This window comes from Streptomyces olindensis (assembly GCF_040645895.1).
Classification (GTDB): Bacteria; Actinomycetota; Actinomycetes; order Streptomycetales; family Streptomycetaceae; genus Streptomyces; species Streptomyces olindensis.
The window spans coordinates 1,486-20,684 of sequence record NZ_JBEYZD010000105.1 but is presented as its reverse complement, the minus strand read 5'-3'; the positions used below and the strand labels follow the sequence as shown (position 1 = coordinate 20,684).

General features: G+C 72.3%; 20 protein-coding genes. 7 read left to right on the top strand and 13 right to left on the bottom strand.

Going from position 1 to position 19,199, the window contains the following annotated elements; all coding sequences use genetic code 11:
* Positions 1–189 precede the first annotated feature (189 nt).
* Positions 190–1,137: a GNAT family N-acetyltransferase gene (locus ABZ948_RS38115; RefSeq protein WP_359767579.1), complete on the bottom strand. Its 948-nt coding sequence runs from the start codon at positions 1,135–1,137 to the stop codon at positions 190–192.
* A 148-nt stretch (positions 1,138–1,285) separates the two neighbouring features.
* On the opposite strand from ABZ948_RS38115, the gene ABZ948_RS38110 reads away from it, so the two are divergent.
* Together ABZ948_RS38110 and ABZ948_RS38105 are read left to right on the top strand one after the other, a co-directional pair.
* Entirely contained in the window at positions 1,286–1,699 is a 414-nt protein-coding gene (locus ABZ948_RS38110) for a cytidine deaminase family protein (RefSeq protein WP_359767577.1), read from the top strand.
* 8 nt (positions 1,700–1,707) lie between these two features.
* On the top strand, positions 1,708–2,238 hold the full coding sequence (locus ABZ948_RS38105) for a GNAT family N-acetyltransferase (RefSeq protein WP_359767581.1): 531 nt from the start codon (positions 1,708–1,710) through the stop codon (positions 2,236–2,238).
* Here ABZ948_RS38105 and ABZ948_RS38100 read toward each other — a convergent pair.
* The 6 genes from ABZ948_RS38100 to ABZ948_RS38075 form a co-directional block, all read right to left on the bottom strand.
* Positions 2,192–2,704: a hypothetical protein gene (locus ABZ948_RS38100; RefSeq protein WP_359767575.1), complete on the bottom strand. Its 513-nt coding sequence runs from the start codon at positions 2,702–2,704 to the stop codon at positions 2,192–2,194. The genes ABZ948_RS38105 and ABZ948_RS38100 overlap by 47 nt on opposite strands.
* Positions 2,705–2,932: 228 nt before the next feature.
* Positions 2,933–3,322 carry a D-ribose pyranase gene (rbsD, locus tag ABZ948_RS38095; protein ID WP_359767573.1) on the bottom strand — a complete coding sequence of 130 codons (390 nt, stop codon included), beginning with the start codon at positions 3,320–3,322 and terminating at the stop codon, positions 2,933–2,935.
* A complete protein-coding gene (locus ABZ948_RS38090; RefSeq protein ID WP_359767571.1) occupies positions 3,319–4,221 on the bottom strand; it encodes a ribokinase in 903 nt (300 codons plus the stop codon). The genes rbsD and ABZ948_RS38090 overlap by 4 nt, the downstream gene beginning before the upstream one ends.
* Before the next feature lie 73 nt (positions 4,222–4,294).
* Complete coding sequence (locus ABZ948_RS38085) at positions 4,295–6,247, bottom strand: ABC transporter permease/substrate-binding protein (RefSeq protein WP_359767570.1); 1,953 nt, start codon at positions 6,245–6,247, stop codon at positions 4,295–4,297.
* A complete protein-coding gene (locus tag ABZ948_RS38080) occupies positions 6,237–7,757 on the bottom strand; it encodes a sugar ABC transporter ATP-binding protein (RefSeq protein WP_359767568.1) in 1,521 nt (506 codons plus the stop codon). Before ABZ948_RS38080 ends, ABZ948_RS38085 begins: the two co-directional genes overlap by 11 nt.
* Positions 7,754–8,773, bottom strand: coding sequence for a LacI family DNA-binding transcriptional regulator (locus ABZ948_RS38075; RefSeq protein ID WP_359767566.1), 1,020 nt, complete (start codon positions 8,771–8,773; stop codon positions 7,754–7,756). Before ABZ948_RS38075 ends, ABZ948_RS38080 begins: the two co-directional genes overlap by 4 nt.
* Before the next feature lie 212 nt (positions 8,774–8,985).
* Between ABZ948_RS38075 and ABZ948_RS38070 the strand changes: the two genes are divergently transcribed.
* Both ABZ948_RS38070 and ABZ948_RS38065 read left to right on the top strand, forming a co-directional pair.
* Entirely contained in the window at positions 8,986–9,351 is a 366-nt protein-coding gene (locus ABZ948_RS38070; protein ID WP_359767564.1) for a cupin domain-containing protein, read from the top strand.
* 82 nt (positions 9,352–9,433) lie between these two features.
* Positions 9,434–10,081 (top strand): dihydrofolate reductase family protein, encoded by a 648-nt coding sequence (locus tag ABZ948_RS38065; RefSeq protein WP_359767562.1) that lies wholly within the window; start codon positions 9,434–9,436, stop codon positions 10,079–10,081.
* Positions 10,082–10,088: 7 nt separating this feature from the next.
* Here ABZ948_RS38065 and ABZ948_RS38060 read toward each other — a convergent pair whose 3' ends face one another.
* Entirely contained in the window at positions 10,089–10,889 is an 801-nt protein-coding gene (locus tag ABZ948_RS38060; protein WP_359767560.1) for an MBL fold metallo-hydrolase, read from the bottom strand.
* 86 nt (positions 10,890–10,975) lie between these two features.
* Between ABZ948_RS38060 and ABZ948_RS38055 the strand changes: the two genes are divergently transcribed.
* On the top strand, positions 10,976–11,569 hold the full coding sequence (locus tag ABZ948_RS38055) for a CGNR zinc finger domain-containing protein (protein WP_359767558.1): 594 nt from the start codon (positions 10,976–10,978) through the stop codon (positions 11,567–11,569).
* Positions 11,570–11,627: 58 nt separating this feature from the next.
* Here ABZ948_RS38055 and ABZ948_RS38050 read toward each other — a convergent pair whose 3' ends face one another.
* Together ABZ948_RS38050 and ABZ948_RS38045 are read right to left on the bottom strand one after the other, a co-directional pair.
* Positions 11,628–11,996, bottom strand: a complete 369-nt coding sequence (locus ABZ948_RS38050) for a DUF4345 domain-containing protein (RefSeq protein WP_359767556.1) — start codon at positions 11,994–11,996, stop codon at positions 11,628–11,630.
* 87 nt (positions 11,997–12,083) lie between these two features.
* Entirely contained in the window at positions 12,084–12,491 is a 408-nt protein-coding gene (locus ABZ948_RS38045; RefSeq protein ID WP_359767555.1) for a MerR family transcriptional regulator, read from the bottom strand.
* A 50-nt stretch (positions 12,492–12,541) separates the two neighbouring features.
* On the opposite strand from ABZ948_RS38045, the gene ABZ948_RS38040 reads away from it, so the two are divergent.
* Positions 12,542–13,432: an NAD(P)-dependent oxidoreductase gene (locus tag ABZ948_RS38040; protein ID WP_359767553.1), complete on the top strand. Its 891-nt coding sequence runs from the start codon at positions 12,542–12,544 to the stop codon at positions 13,430–13,432.
* Between the two features lie 77 nt (positions 13,433–13,509).
* Here ABZ948_RS38040 and ABZ948_RS38035 read toward each other — a convergent pair whose 3' ends face one another.
* Genes ABZ948_RS38035 through ABZ948_RS38025 form a run of 3 tightly spaced genes read right to left on the bottom strand, consistent with a single transcriptional unit; the run spans position 13,510 to position 16,660 of the window.
* Positions 13,510–14,346, bottom strand: a complete 837-nt coding sequence (locus tag ABZ948_RS38035; protein ID WP_359767551.1) for a sugar phosphate isomerase/epimerase family protein — start codon at positions 14,344–14,346, stop codon at positions 13,510–13,512.
* Entirely contained in the window at positions 14,343–15,512 is a 1,170-nt protein-coding gene (locus tag ABZ948_RS38030) for a dihydrodipicolinate synthase family protein (RefSeq protein WP_359767549.1), read from the bottom strand. The genes ABZ948_RS38035 and ABZ948_RS38030 overlap by 4 nt, the downstream gene beginning before the upstream one ends.
* Complete coding sequence (locus ABZ948_RS38025) at positions 15,509–16,660, bottom strand: Gfo/Idh/MocA family protein (RefSeq protein ID WP_359767547.1); 1,152 nt, start codon at positions 16,658–16,660, stop codon at positions 15,509–15,511. Before ABZ948_RS38025 ends, ABZ948_RS38030 begins: the two co-directional genes overlap by 4 nt.
* Positions 16,661–16,961: 301 nt before the next feature.
* Here ABZ948_RS38025 and ABZ948_RS38020 point away from each other — a divergent pair, with 301 nt between their 5' ends.
* Complete coding sequence (locus ABZ948_RS38020) at positions 16,962–18,011, top strand: LacI family DNA-binding transcriptional regulator (RefSeq protein WP_359767545.1); 1,050 nt, start codon at positions 16,962–16,964, stop codon at positions 18,009–18,011.
* Positions 18,012–19,199: the final 1,188 nt, after the last annotated feature.

Below are 19,199 nucleotides of genomic sequence, written 5' to 3'. Positions count from 1 at the left end.
CTGCCGGACCAGACCACCCAGGTCATCCGTCGAACCCCGCGTATCACGCTGCAACGTCGACAGCGTCTGAGCCCCCATGTCGAACTTCATCGCGCCAACTCGCCTCCCCCGGCTTTCGATTGGTCTCCATGAACGTTTCCGCCTACACCATGTTCACCGTTTGCGATCACAGTCGCAACAGCCTCACCGTCACAGCCCCGCCACAGCGTCCCCCTCGTCGTCGAGGGCCTTGCTGAAGACCGTCGAGCCTTGCGCGACCGTCATGCCCACCCGCTCGTACAGCGACAGGGCACCGGTCGCCGAGTGGGTCCAGAGCACGCACGAGCGCCGGCCGCGCAACCAGAACCCGCGGAACGCCTCCCGCAGGAGTGAGCGGGCGATGCCGCGGTCGCGGTGGTCCCGGCGTACCGCGACACGGTCGATGTAGCCCTCGTCGGAGTCAGGCACCGCGAGGGACAGGACCGCGCCGACCATCCGGCCGTCGGCGATCGCCACGGGTGACAGGGCCGGTGCGAACGTGGGGCGTTCGACCGTCAGGCGGGCCCACTCCTCGTAGGGCTTGCGGCGCTGCTGCCACTCGTCGAAGGCGTCTTCGGTGAGCCGGTACGCCGCCCGCTCGTCACCGGGCCTGAACGGTCGCACCGTGATGCCGGGCGGTGCCTCGGGGACCTCGGGTTCGCCGGGCATGTCGATCCGCAGCAGCCACTGGGTGATGTACGGCTGGTACCGGCGGGAGAGCAGCAGCGCAGCGGCCGTCCGGTCGCCGTCGGGGAGCGTCTGGGCCAGCCGTGCACTGCCCGCCCGGCGGGCACGTTCCTCGGCCCAGGCGAGCAGCGCGCTGCCCAGCCCCTTCCCCCGATGGCGGGGGTGGACGTCGATCATGCTGCGGCGGCCTCCGTGCACCCAGGCCCAGCCGGCCGGTGCTCCACCGGCGTCGTGCACGAGCAGCGTGTCGGACTCCGGGTCCAGGCCGGGCCGTGCCAGGTCGGCGGCGATACTGTCGGCTGCCGTGTCGACGCGCCCGTGCAGGTCGCGCTCGCAGGTGGCGACGAGGCCGTGGATCGCGGGGACGTCGGTGAGGGTCGCCGGTCGGCTGCGGTAGCCCGGCGGGAGCCGCAGTCGTGGAGGAGCGGACATGCACCGGATCCTGCGCCGACATCGCTCGTGCTGTCGACCGGCTTTTCCCGCCTTTGGCCCCGTCGTGACTCGCCGATTTCCGGTTGCACGACCCCGGCCGCTCGGGTCAACGTCCCCTTGTCTCCGACGAAAGACGAAAGCAGAGCCGATGACCACGCAGACCCACCCCGTCGACCATGAGCTCGTCCGGGCCGCGGCGGACGTCGCCCGTACGCGGTGCCGGGGCGAGAGGCACACCATGGCCGCCGCGGGGCGTGCCCGGGACGGGCGGATCGTGACCGCGGTGAACGTCTACCACTTCACCGGAGGGCCCTGCGCCGAGCTGACGCTCATCGGCGTGGCAGCCGCCCAGGGGGTGTACGAGCTGGACACCGTCGTCGCCGTGGGCGACCGCGGCCGGGGGGTCGTGCCGCCGTGCGGGCGTTGCCGGCAGGTTCTTCTCGACTACTTTCCCGCCGTCGAGGTCATCGTCGGCACGGGTGACGGGGTCCGGGCCGTTCCGGTCAAGGAGTTGCTGCCCGAGAGCTACGTCTGGGCCGATCAGCTCGGCGGCGTCGAGTGAGCGCCCCCCTGCCCCCGGCCCTGCGCACTCGCCGCCTCCTCCTCACCCCCTACACCCCGGACGACGAAGACGGCTTCGTCGCCCTGTTCCAGGACACCCGGGTGTCCCGGTGGATGGGGGACGGTCCCGCTTCCGAGGCCGAGACCCGGGCCCTGTTCGGGCGGGTCTTCAGCAAGGTGTACGCGCGGGGGCTGTTCGTCGTGTGGGCCGTCCGGCGCGGTGGGCTGCTGGTCGGGCACGCCGAGATCAAGCGGACCGACCAGGTCGACGGCCACGAGATCGTCTACGCCCTGTCCCCCGAGGCCTGGGGCGGCGGGCTCGGGACGGAGCTGGCCGAGGCGCTCGTGGCGTACGGCTTCGAGACCCTCGGGCTCGCCGAGGTGCACGCGACCGTGGACGCGCGGAACGAGGCTTCGCTGCGGCTGCTGGGCAGGCTCGGGTTCGCGCACGTCCGGGACATCGAGGAGGACGACGGCGGACTCACCCGCGTGCTCACAGTCTGCCGAACACCACGCCCCGCCACGTCCAGCCCGACGTGAGGACGGTGTCCCGCAGGGGGTCGCGCAGTTCGGCGCTGTCGAAGCGGAACGTCTCCGTGGCTTCCAGGCGGCCGCTCTCCCCGCGCCCGATCGTGTAGTGGCGGGAGACGGTCCTGTCGGGGCCGCGCGTGTACTGCCGCGAGATGCTGAGCCTCGGCGGGTTCCCGACCCGGGTGACCTCCCGCCCCTCCTCGACGACGCGCACCTCGTGCTCGTCCTCGACGAAGCGCATCCGGAACCGGACGGCACGACTGAGTCGGGACTGGACGAAGTGGGTCTGCCAGGCGGGCTCGGCCAGCCGCCACTCCGCCACCACGTCGGCGCCCTCCGCGGCGCCGTCGCGGACGACGTACGGCACGTCGGGTCCGTTGAGACCGAGCAGGGCCGCCCGCACCTCCCCGACCGGGCGCGGAACGACACCGTCGTCCGGACAGGCGGTTCCGGTCAGCTTGTCGAAGAGGCCCATGCCGTCAACCTAGGGCACCCTCTCCGGCACCGGCGCGGGGGTCCGTAAGGATCCGGCAAGAATTTCTTACCCGACCGTGCAACCCTTCCGGCCCTTCGGGGGTCGTACTTGGTGTCAGGACTTCTGGAGGGGGATCCGGGGGGATCGCGGGGGCTCCTGACGGGAGGGGAAAGCCGAGGGGCCCGGTCGACGGACCGGGCCCCTCGAATACATCTCGGTGAACGGCGGTCAGAAGAAGACGCCGCAGCGCAGCAGGACGTTGGCGTACGGCCGTGCCTCGCCCGTGCGGACGATCAGGCGGGCACCCGCCGACAGTTCCTTGAGCCGCTCGTGCGGGACGAGCTCCAGTGCGGGGAAGTGCCCGTCCAGCAGCTCGGCGGCCCGCGGGTTGGCCCGCCGTACCTCCTCCGCCGCCGTCGCCCCTTCGACGACCAGCTCGGCCAGCAGGCCGTCCAGCACCTCGGCGAACGCCGGCACCCCGGCCCGGAAGGCCAGGTCCACCACCCGGGGGCCGTCGGGGATGGGCATGCCCGCGTCGCAGACGAGCACCCCGTCGCCGTGGCCGAGTCCGGCCAGCGCACCGGCGAGGTGACGGTTCAGTATTCCGGCCTTCTTCACAGCTCAGCGACCTCCTCCGCCGTCGGGAAGGACGCCTGCGCGCCCTCCTTCGTCACCGTCGCCGCGCCCACCCGCGCCGCGTACGCCGCCGCCTCCGCCAGGGGCTCCCCCGCCCCCAGCCGGTAGGCCAGCGCAGCGGTGAACGCGTCGCCCGCGCCCGTCGTGTCCACCGCGTGGACCTTCACCGGCGCGACCCGGGACACCCCTGCCGCCGACGCCACCAGCGCGCCCTCCGAGCCCAGCGTCACCACCACCGACCGCGGGCCCTTCGCGAGCAGGATCCGCGCCCAGTCCTCGGGGGTGTCCCCGACGGCCGAGCCGCCCAGGATCACCTTGGCCTCGTGCTCGTTGACGATGAGCGGGTCGCAGGCCGCCAGCACCTCCGGGGGGAGGGGGCGCGGCGGGGAGGGGTTGAGGACGAAGCGGCTGTCCGGTGCCAGGTTCCGTACGACCTCCACCACCGTTTCCAGCGGGATCTCCAGCTGCGTCGAGACCACCTTGGAGCTCTGGAACAGGCACCCGGCGGCGCTCACGTCCTCGGGGGTCAGCCGGCCGTTCGCGCCCGGCGAGACGACGATGCTGTTGTCCCCGGACGGGTCGACCGTGATCAGGGCGACGCCGGTCGGCGCGTCGCCCACCAGGACGCCCACCGTGTCGACGCCGGCCTCCCGCTGCGAGGCCAGCAGCAGCCGGCCGTGGTCGTCGTCGCCGACCCGGGCCAGCAGGGCCGTACGGGCGCCGAGCCGGGCGGCGGCGACCGCCTGGTTCGCGCCCTTGCCGCCCGGGTGGACGGCCAGGTCGGAGCCGAGCACAGTCTCGCCGGCACCGGGCCGGCGCTCGACTCCGATCACCAAATCGGCGTTGGCCGACCCGACGACCAGGAGGTCGTAGTCGTACATGAGTTGTCTCCCCACGTGAGTGACATGGGCGGGCGGTCCCACCAGCCGTGCGACCGCCCGCCCTTCCCCGATGTCAGCCGCTGAAGCCGGCCACGTTCTCCTTCGTGACCACCTTCACCGGCACCTTCACCGTCTGCTCGACCTCCTTGCCCTGGAGCGCCTTCAGGGCGTTGTCCACGGCGATCTTGCCGAGCTGGGACGGCTGCTGCGCCACGGACGCGTACAGCGTGCCGCCCTCGACCGCCTTCAGTCCGTCAGGCGTGCCGTCGAAGCCGACCACCGAGACCGACTTGCCGGCCTTGGAGCCCAGCGCCTTGATCGCGCCGAGGGCCATCTCGTCGTTGGCGGCGATGACGCCCTGGACGTCCGGGTGGGCCTGGAGCAGGTTCGACATCACGTCGAGGCCCTTGGTGCGGTCGAAGTCGGCGGGCTGCTGGGCCACGACCCGGATGCCCGGGTAGGCCTTGAGCCCCTTGGCGAAGCCCTCGGCGCGCTCGCGGGCCGCGGACGTGCCCGCCTGGCCCTGGAGGATCACGATCTTGCCCTCGCCGCCCAGCTTCTCGGCGATGGACTTGGCCGCGAGCTCGCCGCCGGCCACGTTGTCGGAGGCGACCAGGGTGTCCACCGCCGCGTCGTTGACGGTCCGGTCCACCGCGACGACCGGGATCTTCGCCTGGTCGGCGGCCTTCACCGAGTTGCTCGCGGCGTCCGAGTCCACGGGGTTGACGATGATCGCGCCCAGGTTCGAACTGGTGAAGTTCTGCAGCTGGTTGGCCTGCTGGGAGGCGTCGTTCTGGGCGTCCGTGACGGTCAGGTCGATGCCCAGCCGCTTCGCCTCGGCCTGGGCGCCGGCCCGGATCTGCACGAAGAAGGGGTTGTTGAGGGTGGACAGCGACAGGCCCATCTTCGGGGCGGACGCGGAGGAGGAGCCGTTGTGCAGGAAGGACGTGGCGCCGACGATCGCGACCGTGACGACGGCCGCGAGCCCGTACGTCGCCGCCTGCCTGCCCTTGCCGCCGCCGGAGGCACCGGCCGCCACCGGGGTCGCCCCCGCCTTGCGCCGCAGCGTGTCGAACAGCACCGCGAGCGCGATGACGACACCGATGACGACCTGCTGCCAGAACGCGGAGACGTTCAGCAGGTTCAGCCCGTTGCGCAGCACGGCCAGGATCAGCGCGCCGATGAGCGTGCCGGACGCCTTGCCCGTGCCGCCCGCGAGGGAGGCGCCGCCGATGACGACCGCGGCGATCGCGTCCAGCTCGTAGCCGTCGGCGGCCTGGGGCTGCGCGGAGGAGAGGCGGGCGGCCAGGACGACACCGGCGACGGCGGCGAAGACGCCGGAGAAGGCGTAGATGGCGAGCTTCTGCTTCTTCACGCGCAGGCCGGACAGCCGCGCGGCCTCCTCGTTGCCGCCGATCGCGTACATGGAGCGGCCGATGTAGGTCCGGCCGAGCACGAACGCGGCGATCAGGCCCATCACGATCATGACCAGGACCGGCACCGGCAGCCAGCCGCCGAGGGTGTCGCCGAGGTGCGAGACCGAGTCGGGGAAGGCGATCGGGGAGCCCTCGGAGATCACCAGGGACAGGCCGCGGGCCACGGACAGCATGGCGAGCGTGGCGATGAACGGCGGCAGCTTGCCGTAGGAGATCAGGATGCCGTTGACCAGGCCGCAGACGATGCCCGTCGCTATGGCGAGGAGCACGGCGAGGACGACGGGGACGCCCGCCGAGGTGGCGCTCCAGGCGAGGACCGTGGCCGACAGCGCGGCGACCGAGCCGACGGACAGGTCGATGCCCGCCGAGACGATCACGAAGGTGACGCCGAAGGCGAGGATGGCGGTCACGGCCGCCTGGACACCGACGTTGAGGAGGTTGTCCGTCGTCAGGAAGTCGCCGGACAGGGCCGACATCGCGATGACGAGGACGATGAGCGCGGTGAGCGCGCCGTTGTCGAGCAGGAGGCGGCGCAGGCCTCCCGAGGCGCCACCCGCGCCCGTCGTGCTCTTGAGCGTGTCAGTGGCCACGGGAGGCCTCCTTGTCAGTGCTGGGGTTGCTTACGGCGAGGGCCATCACGGCGTCCTGGGTCGCCTCGTCGGCGGAGAGTTCACCGGCGATCCGGCCCTGGGCCATCACCAGCACCCGGTCGCTCATGCCGAGCACCTCGGGCAGGTCGCTGGAGATCATCAGGACGGCCGCGCCGGCGGCGGTGAGTTCGTTGACGAGCTGGTAGATCTCGACCTTGGCGCCGACGTCGATGCCGCGCGTCGGCTCGTCGAGGATCAGCACCTTGGTGTCGGCGAGCAGCCACTTGCCGATGACGACCTTCTGCTGGTTGCCGCCGGACAGCGTGCGCACGTGCTGGCCGAGTCCGGCCATCCGCACGCCGAGCTGCCCGGCGATCCGCTCGGCCGCCTCGCGCTGGCCCTTGAGGTCGACGAGCCCCGCGCGCGTGGCCGACCGCAGGGTCACCAGACCGAGGTTCTCCTCCACCGACGCGTCCAGCACCAGGCCCTGGCCCTTGCGGTCCTCGGGGACGAGGCCGATGCCCGCGGTCATCGCCGCGTTGACGTCGTACTTGGCGATCGAGGCGCCGGAGACCTTCACACTGCCCTTGTCGTACGGGTCGGCCCCGAAGACCGCCCGGACCACCTCGGTCCGTCCGGCCCCGACCAGGCCCGCGATGCCGACGACCTCACCGGCGTGCACCTCGAAGGTGACGTCGTGGAAGACGCCGTCCCGGGTGAGGCCCTCGACGGTGAGCAACGCGGCGCCCTTCTCGGGCCGTTCGCGCGGGTACTGCTGCTCGATCGAGCGCCCCACCATGAGGCGGACCAGCTCGTCCTCGGGGGTGGCGGCGGGCACCTGGCCGACGCTCCTGCCGTCCCGGATGACCGTCACGCGGTCGCCGAGGGCGGCGATCTCCTCCAGGTGGTGCGTGATGAAGACGATCCCGACGCCGTCCTCGCGCAGGGTGCGCACGATCGCGAAGAGCTTCTCGACCTCCTCGGAGGTGAGCACGGCGGTCGGCTCGTCCATGATCAGCACGCTTGCGTCCAGGCTGAGCGCCTTCGCGATCTCGACCATCTGCAGGCGGGCGATGCCGAGTTCGCGGACCCGCGCGCGGGGCGACACGTTCACGCCGACGCGCTTCAGCAGGACCTCGGCGTCCGCCTCCATCCGCTTGCGGTCGATCATCCCGAAGCGGCGGGGCTGGCGCCCGAGGAAGATGTTCTCGGCGACCGTCAGATCGGGTACGAGGTTGAACTCCTGGTAGATGGTGGCGATCCCGAGCCGCTCGGAGTCCTGCGCGCTCTGGATGCGCGTCTCCTCGCCGCCGACCAGGATCCGCCCGGCGTCGGGCGTGTAGGCACCGGAGAGCATCTTGATCAGCGTGCTCTTGCCCGCGCCGTTCTCACCGAGCAGCACGTGCACCTCGCCCCGGCGCAAGGAGAAGTCGACGCCGTCCAGCGCGACCACACCCGGGAAGGTCTTCCGTATGCCCTCGATGCGCAGCAACTCGTCCGCGTTGCTCACGACGTGCTCCTTTGCACTGGGGTGGGGTTCTCGCCGCAGGAGCGGCGTACGACGAGCCGGGCGGGGAGGGTGACGGATTCGCCCGGCCGTCCTTCGATGCGGTCGACCAGGGCCCGTACGGCGGCCCGGCCCAGCTCGCCCGTGGGCTGGGCGACCGCCGTGATCGGCGGGTCGGTGTGCACGAACCACGGGATGTCGTCGAACGCGGCCAGCGCGATGTCGTCCGGCACGCGCAGTCCACGCGCGCGTACGGCGTCCAGCGCGCCGAGCGCCATCAGGTTGTCGGCCGCGAAGACGACCTCGGGCGGCTCGGCCAGGTCGAGGAAGCCCTCGGTGACCCGGCGCCCGCTCTCGGCCTGGAAGTCGCCCTGCCCTATGTAGGCGTCGGGGAGTTCCAGGCCGCACGCGGCGAGCGCCTCGCGGAAGGCCTCCACGCGCTCCCGGCCGGTCGTGGTCGCCGCGGGACCGGCGATGATCGCGAGCCGCCGGTGCCCGAGCCCGTGCAGATGCGTCACGAGGTCCCGTACGGCGGCCCGGCCGTCCGCGCGGACGACGGGCACGTCCACGCCGGGGATCCACCGGTCCACGAACACCATGGGCGTCCCGGCCCGCGCGGCGTCCAGCATCAGCGGCGAGCCGCCGTCCGTGGGCGAGACGAGCAGGCCGTCGATGCGCCGGTCCAGGAGGGTGCGCACGTGGTGGTCCTGGAGGCCGGGCCGCTCGTCGGCGTTGCCGATGATGACGCTGTAGCCGAGCGCGCGGGCCTCCTCCTCGACGGAGCGGGCCAGTTCGGTGAAGTACGGGTTCATCACGTCGCTGATGACCAGGCCGAGGGTGTGGGTCTGGTCGGTGCGCAGCGAGCGGGCGACGGCGTTCGGGCGGTAGCCCAGGGCCTCGACGGCGGCGAGCACGCGGGTGCGCGCGTCGGCGCTGACCGACGGGTGGTCGTTCAGGACGCGCGAGACCGTGGCGACGGAGACGCCGGCCTCGGCAGCGACGTCCTTGATGCTGGCCACCGCCGCTCCACCTCCTTGTGGAAACGGAACCCGGAACAGGTTCGTGGAATCGATTACACCAACGCGTGGATGGAATCGATTACACGGCGGTAAATCAAGACCCCCGCGGTACCTCTTGACCGGATCGTGATGTCGCGGGCGGTCCACCGGCGGTCCACGCTGGAGAGGGGGAGCCCTTTTTTCCAGGCCCGGCGGGCCGGAGCGGAGGAATCATGACGGCGGCGACCCGGAACGACGTGCCCGTCGCGCTCGAGGGCGACGGAGTGGAACTGCGGATCATGCCGATCGGCGGCGGCATGTCGGTCGGCTACATCACCCTTCCCCGGGGCACCGACATGGGCCCGGCCCTCAAGGGCATGCCCGACGACGCGTGCCAGTGCCCGCACTGGGGCTACCTGCTGAAGGGCCGGATCAGGATGCACACGGCCGCCGGCGAGGAGGAGTACGTGGCGGGGCAGGCCTACTACTGGGGTCCCGGACATGTGCCGGTGGCCCTGGAGGACAGCGAGTTCGTGGAGTTCTCGCCGAGTGAGGACTTCCAGCGGGTGATCGACCACGTGGTGGCGCAGGCCGGGTGAGCGGGGGGGGCCGCCGGGCCCGGGCCGATGAGTTTCGCCGGCCCGGGCGGTCTTCCCTCTCGTCGACCACAGGAGGAACGCTGTGTCCCAGCTGCTGCGCGTGCAGAACTTCAACGTCTCGAGTGACGGATTCGGTGCCGGCGAAGGCCAGAGCCTGGAGCGTCCGTTCGGACACGCCGACCCGGGGACGATGTTCGCCTGGGCCGGCGCGACCGCGAGCTGGCCGAACCGCACCGACCCGGGCGGGAGCCGCGGCCTGGACGACTACCTGGTGCGGGACTTCCACCACAACATCGGCGCGGAGATCATGGGCCGCAACAAGTTCAGCCCGCACCGCGGCCCGTGGCAGGACCACGAGTGGAAGGGCTGGTGGGGCGAGGAACCCCCGTTCCACACGCCGGTGTTCGTGATGACCCACTACGAGCGGCCCTCGTTCACCCTCTCCGACACCACGTTCCACTTCGTCGGCGGCGACCCGGCCGAGGTCCTGGAGCAGGCGCGCAAGGCGGCCGGCGGCAAGGACGTCCGGCTCGGCGGCGGGGCGGCCACCGTCCGGGAGTTCCTCGACGCCGACCTGGTGGACACGCTGCACGTGGCGGTGTCGCCCGGCGTGGTGCTCGGGTCCGGCTCACGGCTGTGGGAGTCGCCCGAGGAACTGCTCGACCGCTTCCACCGCGATGTCGTGCCGAGTCCGAGCGGGGTGATCCACCACCTGTTCTGGCGCAAGTGACGGCAGGTCAGGCGCCCTTGCCCCAGTCCAGCCGGTCGGCGAGCCCGGCGGCGGTGAAAGCGGCCTCCAGCGCGTCGCCGCCTTCGGTGAAGTGGGACCAGCTGTCGTAGTGGACGGGGACGACGCGGCGGGCCCCGAGGATCCGGGCGGCCTCGGCGGCCATGGCGCTGTCCAGGACGAGGACCTGGTTGTCGAAGAGGACGGGGAAGCGGGGCGCGCCGGCGAAGAGCACGGCGGTGTCGACGGGGGCGAAGCGGCCGGCGATCTCACGGACCGCGTCGAGTGAGGCGTTGTCGCCGCTGACGTAGACGGTGGGCAGGCCCTCGCCGGTCAGGACGAAGCCGACGACCTGGCCGGTGAACGGCTCGACCTCCTCGCGGGGGCCGGGGCCGTGCAGGGCCGGGACGCCGGTGACGGTGACCGTGCCGCCGCCGGGCCGGTCCACTTCGACGGACTCCCAGTCGGCCAGGCCCTTGACCTTGTCGCCCAGGCTCTCGCGCAGGCGCTCGCCGCCGCCGGGCGTGGTCAGCGTCAGCGGTATGCCGGCGAGCAGGGCCCGGCCGGAGGTGTCCAGGTTGTCGGCGTGCTCGTCGTGGGAGAGCAGGACCACGTCGATGCGGCCGAGGTCGGCGGGGCTGCCGGCGGCGGGCGCGGTCTTGGTCAGGACCGGAGCCCCGGGCCGGCTGTAGTCGCCGGGGGCGTCGAAGGTCGGGTCGGTCAGGAAGCGCAGGCCTCCGTACTCGAAGAAGGCGGTCGGGCCGCCGAGAACGCGGACGGGGAAGTCGGTCGCCAGGGGAACGGAAGACATGCAGCACCTCACGGATAGAAGCGATCGAACCGTGAGAAGACCGTAGCCTCTTCTCACGGATACAGGCAAGCCGTACCATGAGAAACATGCAGGAGTCCGTGACCGAGCAACCCGCCCCGCCGCGCGCGCACGGCGAGGAGGAGCACCCCTCCCTGGCCCTCGCCAACACCGCGATCGCCATGCCCGGCGGGCGCACGTTCGACCTCCTGGGCACCCCCGCGCAGGCGAACCACTGGCTGACCCAGCGAGGCCTCGCCCCGGCCGACGCCGGCATGCGGGAGATGTGCGCGGCCCAGCTGCGGTCACTGCGCGAACAGGTCAGGTCCCTGTTCGCCGCCCGCGCCGACGGCGTGCCCGCCCTGCCCGCGGCGGTGGCGGCCGTCAACGACGCGATGACCAGGGTTCCGACGGCCCCGCTGCTGCGCTGGGACGACAAGACCGGCCCCTACCGCACGGCTCCCCACCCCACCACCGCGATCGTCGATCTGGCCCTGGCCACCCTCGCCGCCGACGCCGCCGACCTGCTCACCTCCCCCGACGCCGAACGCCTCACCGCCTGCGGCTCCCCGCCCTGCAACCGCTTCCTGCTCCGCCACGGCCGCCGCCACTGGTGCTCGACCCGCTGCGGCGACCGGGCACGGGCGGCTCGCGCGTACGCCCGCCGCGGCAAGGCGGACTGACGCCCGGCCGCTCGCCCCGCTTGCCGGGGCAGGACAGGACGGGGCGAGTGCGGCAGGGTCACACGCAGGCGATCAGCAGCGCGGCACCGAGCGACTCGGCCCAGAAGTAGAACCAGGACGGGAAGGACGCCGACGGGCGCTCCACCGCACGGGCCACGAGTCGCCCGAACGCCATCCCCGCCAGCGACACCGCGACCGTGAGGACCACCCCCGACCGCAGATCGCCGGGGTCGCCGAGCGCCGCCCAGGCCAGGAGGGCGCCGACGGCGACGCCGAACCCCCCGTAGACGGCCCGGACTTCGGCACGGGCCTCCGGGAGGGTCAGTTCGATGCCGAAGGGGCGGACGAGCGCGCTGGGGGCGGCCAGGCCGTAGAGGCCCATGCCCAGGAAGAACAGGGCGACGGCGCCGATGCAGAGGGAGGACATGGCGCAGAGGGTGCCGCCGGTGTGCGCGGGCCTTCAATTACCTCCCTGGTCATGCCCGGGCCGCGCACGCCGGGCCCACGCCCCGGGTCAGGCGGGCACGGCGGCCAGGTCGGTGTCGTCGAGGGGCGGGTAGCTCTCGCCGCCCACGCGCTCCGCCGCCTCGATGTATCCGGTGAGGGCGTCGCGGGAGCGGGCGAGCCGGGCCATCTGGTCGTCCAGCCGCCGCAGTCGTGACCGCATCGCGGCCAGCAGCTCGGGGCAGCCGGGCAGGGCCGGTGCCTCCCCGACCGCGCAGGGCAGCACGTACGCGATGTCCTCGGAGGACAGGCCGGCGCCCAGCAGGTGCCGGATCTGCTTCACCCGCAGCACGGCGCTCTCGTCGTACTCGCGGTAGCCGTTCGCGCCGCGGTCCGCCTCCAGCAGCCCCTGTGCCTCGTAGTAGCGCAGCTGGTGGGTGTGGACGCCCGTCCGCCGGCTCAATTCCCCGATCCGCATCGAGAATCCCCCTTGACCTTCACACCGGTATCAACGTTGACGATGCTGTCATGAACAAGGACAACGCACCCCGAACTCCCGTATCCGTCATCGGACTTGGACTGATGGGCCAGGCACTCGCCGCCGCGTTCCTGCGCGCCGGGCACCCGACGACCGTGTGGAACCGGACGGCGTCCAAGGCCGACCCGCTGGTGGCCGAGGGCGCGCGCCTCGCCCCCTCGGTCGGCGACGCCGTCGCGGCGGGCTCCCTGACGGTCGTCTGCCTCACCGACTACGCGGCCGTGCGCGACCTGCTCGGCGCGGACGGTGTCGACCTGGACGGCGCGATGCTGGTCAACCTGACCTCGGGCGATTCGGCCCAGGCCCGGGAGGCCGCCCGCTGGGCCGGGCAGCGCGGCGCCCGTTACCTGGACGGCGCCATCATGGCCGTGCCGCCGGCGATCGGGACCGCCGAGGCGATGATCCTGCACAGCGGCGCACAGGCGGACTTCCAGGAGTACGAGTCCGCGCTCGGCGCACTCGGCACCGTCACCTACCTGGGCGCGGACCACGGGCTCGCGTCCCTGTACGACGTGGCCGGCCTGGCCATGATGTGGAGCGTGCTGAACGCCTGGCTCCAGGGCACGGCCCTGCTCAGGACGGCCGGTGTCGACGCCGGGACCTTCGCGCCGTTCGCCCGGCAGATCGCCGCCGGGGTGGCCGAGTGGCTGCCCGGTTACGCCGAGCAGATCGACAGCGGCTCGTTCCCGGCCGAGGTGTCGGCCCTGGAGACCGACGCGCGTGCGATGGCCCACCTCGTCGAGGAGAGCGAGGCGGTGGGTGTCAACGCCGAACTGCCGAAGCTGATCAAGGCGATGGCCGACCGTGCGATCGCCGCCGGGCACGGCAAGGAGCAGTACCCGGTGCTGATCGAGGAGTTCGGCAAGCCGGGCGGCGAATGACCGACCGGCTCCGGAGCACCGGCCGCCGCCCCGCCCCCAGCCCGGGGCAGGGCAGCGCGCCTGGTGCCGGGCCGTGCCTACCGGGTGTGCTCGACGAACCGCGCCGCCGTCTCGGCCAGGACCTCCTGGCCGTCCCGGGCCCACAACCCGTCGTTGAACAGCTCGACCTCGATGGCGCCGGTGTAGCCCGCGGCCTCCACGTAGCCCTGCCACTCGCGCATGTCGATCGCGCCGTCGCCGATCTGGCCCCGGCCGGTCAGCACGCCCTCCGGGAGGGGGGTCGTCCAGTCGGCGAGCTGGAAGGTGTGGATGCGGCCGCCCTCGCCCGCCCGGGCGATCTGCGCGGGAGCCGTGTCGTCCCACCAGATGTGGTACGTGTCGACCGTGACGCCGACCTGCTGCGCCGGGAAGCGCTCCGCCAGGTCGAGGGCCTGCCCCAGCGTCGACACCACGCAGCGGTCCGAGGCGTACATGGGGTGCAGCGGCTCGATCGCGAGGCGGACGCCGTGCCGCTCCGCGTACGGGCCCAGCTCCGACAGGGCGTCCGCGATGCGCTCCCGCGCCCCGTGCAGGTCCTTGGAGCCCGCCGGGAGGCCGCCCGAGACCAGGACCAGGGTGTCCGTGCCGAGCGTCGCCGCCTCGTCGATCGCCCGGCGGTTGTCGGCCAGGGCCTCGGCCCGCTCCCCCGGGTCGATCGCCGTGAAGAAGCCGCCCCGGCACAACGTCGTCACCGTCAGCCCCGCGTCGCGGACCAGCTTCGCCGTGGCCTCCAGGCCGTACGACTGCACCGGCTCGCGCCACAGGCCGACGTTGCGGATGCCCAACCGGCCGCACCCGTCGACCAGTTCCGGCATCGACAGCTGCTTCACCGTCATCTGGTTGATGGAGAAGCGCTCCAGCCCCGCGGTGCTCACTGGTCCACTCCGTACACGCTCAGCAGGGTCTTCATCCGCTCCTCCGCCAGCTTCGGGTCCGGGAACAGGCCCAGCCCGTCAGCCAGTTCGTACGCCTTCGCGAAGTGCGGCAGCGAGCGGGCCGACTGCAGGCCGCCGACCATCGTGAAGTGCGACTGGTGGCCGGCGAGCCAGGCCAGGAAGACCACGCCCGTCTTGTAGAAGCGGGTGGGCGTCTGGAAGAGGTGGCGGGACAGCTCGACCGTCGGGTCCAGCAGCCCCCGGAAGCCCCGCACGTCGCCTGTGTCCAGGACCCGGACCGCCTGCGCCGCCAGCGGGCCCAGCGGGTCGAAGATGCCCAGCAGGGCGTGGCTGAAGCCCTGCTCGTCGCCCGCGATCAGCTCGGGGTAGTTGAAGTCGTCGCCCGTGTAGCAACGGACGCCCTGCGGCAGCCGGCGGCGGATGTCGATCTCGCGCTGGGCGTCCAGCAGGGAGACCTTGATGCCGTCGACCTTGTCGGGATGCGCGGCGATGACGTCCAGGAACGTGCGGGTCGCGGCGTCCAGGTCCGTGGCGCCCCAGTAGCCCTCCAGCGCGGGGTCGAACATCGGGCCCAGCCAGTGCAGGATGACCGGCTCGGACGCCTGACGGAGCAGATGGCCGTAGACCTCCAGGTAGTCCTCCGGCCCCTTGGCGACCGCGGCCAGGGCCCGGGAGGCCATCAGGATCGCCTGCGCGCCCGACTCCTCGACGACAGCGAGCTGTTCCTCGTACGCGGCGCGGATCTCCGCCAGGCCGTACGGGTAGCCGACCTCGGTGACGGACAGCTGGTCCGTGCCCACGCCGCAGGCGATCAGGCCGCCGACCGACTTGGCCTCGGCCGCCGACCGGCGGATCAGCTCCGCCGCGCCCGTCCAGTCCAGGCCCATGCCGCGCTGGGCGGTGTCCATGGCCTCGGCGACGCCCAGCCCGTGCGACCAGAGGTGGCGGCGGAAGGCGAGCGTGGCGTCCCAGTCGACGGCGGCGGGCGAGTCGGGGGAGACGTCCGCGTACGGGTCGGCGACGACGTGCGCCGCCGAGAAGACCGTGCGGGAGGTGAACGGGGTGCCGGACGTCACGACGAGGGGTTCGGTGCGGGGCTCATACGTCCGCAGCGTCCCGCCGCTGTCCGGGAGTCGGATGGTCACAGCGAGATCTCCGGGACGTCGAGGCGGCGGCCCTCGGCCGAGGACTTCAGGCCCAGCTCGGCGAGCTGGACACCGCGGGCACCGGCCAGCAGGTCCCAGTGGTAGGGGGCGTCGGCGTAGACGTGCTTGAGGAACAGCTCCCACTGGGCCTTGAAGCCGTTGTCGAAGTCCTGGTTGTCCGGGACCTCCTGCCACTGGTCGCGGAAGACCTCCGTGGCGGGGATGTCCGGGTTCCACACCGGCTTCGGGGTCGCCGACCGGTGCTGGACCCGGCAGTTCCTGAGGCCCGCGACCGCGGAGCCCTCGGTGCCGTCGACCTGGAACTCCACCAGCTCGTCGCGGTTGACGCGGACCGCCCAGGAGGAGTTGATCTGGGCGATGGCGCCGCCGTCGAGCTCGAAGATGCCGTACGCGGCGTCGTCGGCCGTCGCGTCGTAGGGCTTGCCGTTCTCGTCCCAGCGCTCCGGGATGTGGGTGGTGGCGATGGCCTGGACGGACTTCACGCGGCCGAACAGCTCGTGCAGCACGTACTCCCAGTGCGGGAACATGTCGACGACGATGCCGCCGCCGTCCTCGGCCCGGTAGTTCCAGGACGGGCGCTGGGCGGCCTGCCAGTCGCCCTCGAAGACCCAGTAGCCGAACTCGCCGCGCACGGACAGGATCCGGCCGAAGAAGCCGCCGTCGATGAGGCGCTTCAGCTTCAGCAGGCCGGGGAGGAAGAGCTTGTCCTGGACGACGCCGTGCTTGATGCCGGCCTCGTCGGCCAGGCGGGCGAGGTCGAGAGCGCCGTCGAGGCCCGTGGCGGTCGGCTTCTCGGTGTAGATGTGCTTGCCCGCGGCGATGGCCTTCTTGAGCGCCTCCTCGCGGGCGGAGGTGACCTGCGCGTCGAAGTAGATGTCCACCGTCTCGTCGGCGAGGACCGCGTCCAGGTCGGTGGAGACGTGCTCCAGCCCGTGCTGCTCCGCCAGCGCCCTGAGCGCGTGCTCGCGGCGGCCGACGAGGATCGGCTCGGGCCACAGCACGGTGCCGTCGCCGAGGTCGAGGCCGCCCTGCTCGCGCAGGGCGAGGATGGAGCGGACCAGGTGCTGGCGGTAGCCCATGCGCCCGGTCACGCCGTTCATGGCGATACGCACCGTCTTGCGTGTCACGTCGTTCCCTTCGTACGCGGTCGTCGCGCCGCGTACGCCCCACCCGTCGCCCGGGGCCGGTGAGCCACCCGGTGGACTGGTGAGCGCTACAGCAAGCGCTTTCTACATACGGAGAAGCTAGCCTCTGAACCGCGGTCCGGACAAGACCGTGACCAGGACGAGTTGTTCGAGGGGGCGAACAACCGGGGCTCGGGGGCTTAAGGTCTGCACAAACCATGGCCATAGGTCCGTCGGAACCACGGTCACCGGTATGGGTGTGTAGGCAGGCGGATGACGAGATGCGCGACCGGAGGACGACGAGATGACGGTGACCCTGGCGGATGTGGCGGCCCGCGCACAGGTCTCCCCCGCGACGGTGTCGCGCGTGCTGAACGGGAACTACCCCGTGGCCGCCTCCACCCGTGAGCGGGTGCTGAAGGCCGTGGACGAGCTGGACTACGTACTCAACGGACCCGCGAGCGCCCTGGCCGCCGCCACCTCCGACCTGGTCGGGATCCTGGTGAACGACATCGCCGACCCGTTCTTCGGGATCATGGCGAGCGCGATCCAGGCCGAGATCGGCGGGCCGGGCGGCCGTGCGGGCGGGGAGAGACTCGCCGTGGTCTGCAACACGGGCGGCTCACCGGAGCGGGAGCTGACGTACCTCACGCTGCTGCAGCGGCAGCGGGCGGCGGCCGTGGTGCTCACCGGCGGCGCGATCGAGGACGCCTCGCACAAGGCGGCGATGGACGCGAAGGTGCGGAAGCTGGCGGACGCCGGGACGCGGGTCGTGCTGTGCGGGCGCCCGCCGGCGCCGGAGACCGGGGCGATCGCGCTGACCTTCGACAACCGCGGGGGCGGGCAGGAGCTGACCGAGCACCTGATCGGGCTCGGGCACCGGCGGCTGGGGTACATCGCGGGGCCGGAGGAACGGACGACGACGCGGCACCGGCTGGAGGGGCACCGGGCGGCGCTGGCCGCGCACGGGATCGAGGAGGACCCGCGCTGGACGGTGCACGGGCGCTACGACCGCCGCTCCGGCTACGAGGCGACGCTGGAGCTGCTGCGGCGGGATCCGTCGCTGACGGCGGTCGTCGCGGCGAACGACTCCGTCGCGCTGGGGGCGTGTGCGGCGCTGCGGGACTCCGGGCTGCGGATTCCGGAGGACGTGTCGGTGGCGGGGTTCGACGACCTGCCGTTCAGCATCGACGCGGTGCCGTCGCTGACGACGGTACGGTTGCCGCTCGCGGAGGCCGGGGCTCGGGCCGGGCGGATCGCCATGGGGCGGGAGGAGGCGCCGCCCGGGGGGATCGCGTCGGTGCGGGGGGAATTGATGGTGCGGGGGTCCTCCGGGGTGCCGCGGGTTTCGTAGTGCTGGGCGGTTGCTGCCCGGCCCGTGCTGGGGGCTGCCGCCCCCAGGCCCCCGCTTCGTCCTGAACGGCCTTGTCCTCAAACGCCGGACGGGTTGGATGGTGACTGATCGGCGTCGCCATCAGGCGCGCTTCGGGCTGGATGGTGACTGATCGGCGTCGTCCTCAAACGCCGGACGGGCTGGATCGTGGCTGATCGGCGTCGCCATCGGACCCCGACGGGTTGGGCGGCGACCGAACGCCGTCAACCCCAGGCGCCCCGTCGAGCCGGGACGGGGCTGATCAGCGTCGCCACCGGACCCCGACGGGTTGGGCGGCGACCGAACGCCGCCAACCCCAGGCGCCCCGTCGAGCCGGGACGGGGCTGATCAGCCTCGCCACCGGACCCCGACGGGCTGGGCGGTGAGCGAACGCCGTCAACCTCAGGCGCCGCGTCGAGCCGGGATGTGGCTGATCAGCGTCGCCATCAGGCGCGCTTCGGGCTGGATGGTGACTGATCGCCGTCGTCCTCAAACGCCGGACGGGCTGGATCGTGGCTGATCGGCGTCGCCATCGGACCCCGACGGGTTGGGCGGTGAGCGAACGCCGTCAACCCCAGGCGCCGCGTCGAGCCGGGACGGGGCTGATCGGCGTCGCCATCGGACCCCGACGGGTTGGGCGGTGAGCGAACGCCGTCAACCTCAGGCGCCGCGTCGAGCCGGGATGTGGCTGATCAGCGTCGCCATCAGGCGCGCTTCGGGCTGGATGGTGACTGATCGCCGTCGTCCTCAAACGCCGGACGGGCTGGATCGTGGCTGATCGGCGTCGTCATCGGGCGCCGGCGGTTGGGTGGCGAGGGAACGCCGTCAACCTCAGGCGCCGCGTCGGGCCAGGACGGGGCTGATCAGCGTCGCCATCGGACCCCGACGGCTGGGCGGTGAGCGAACGCCGTCAACCTCAGGCGCCCCGTCGAGCCGGGACGGGGCTGATCAGCCTCGCCACCGGACCCCGACGGGTTGGGCGGCGACCGAACGCCGTCAACCCCAGACACCGCGTCGAGCCGGGACGGGGCTGATCAGCCTCGCCACCGGACCCCGACGGGTTGGGCGGTGAGCGAACGCCGTCAACCCCAGACACCGCGTCGAGCCGGGACGGGGCTGATCAGCCTCGCCACCGGACCCCGACGGGTTGGGCGGTGAGCGAACGCCGCG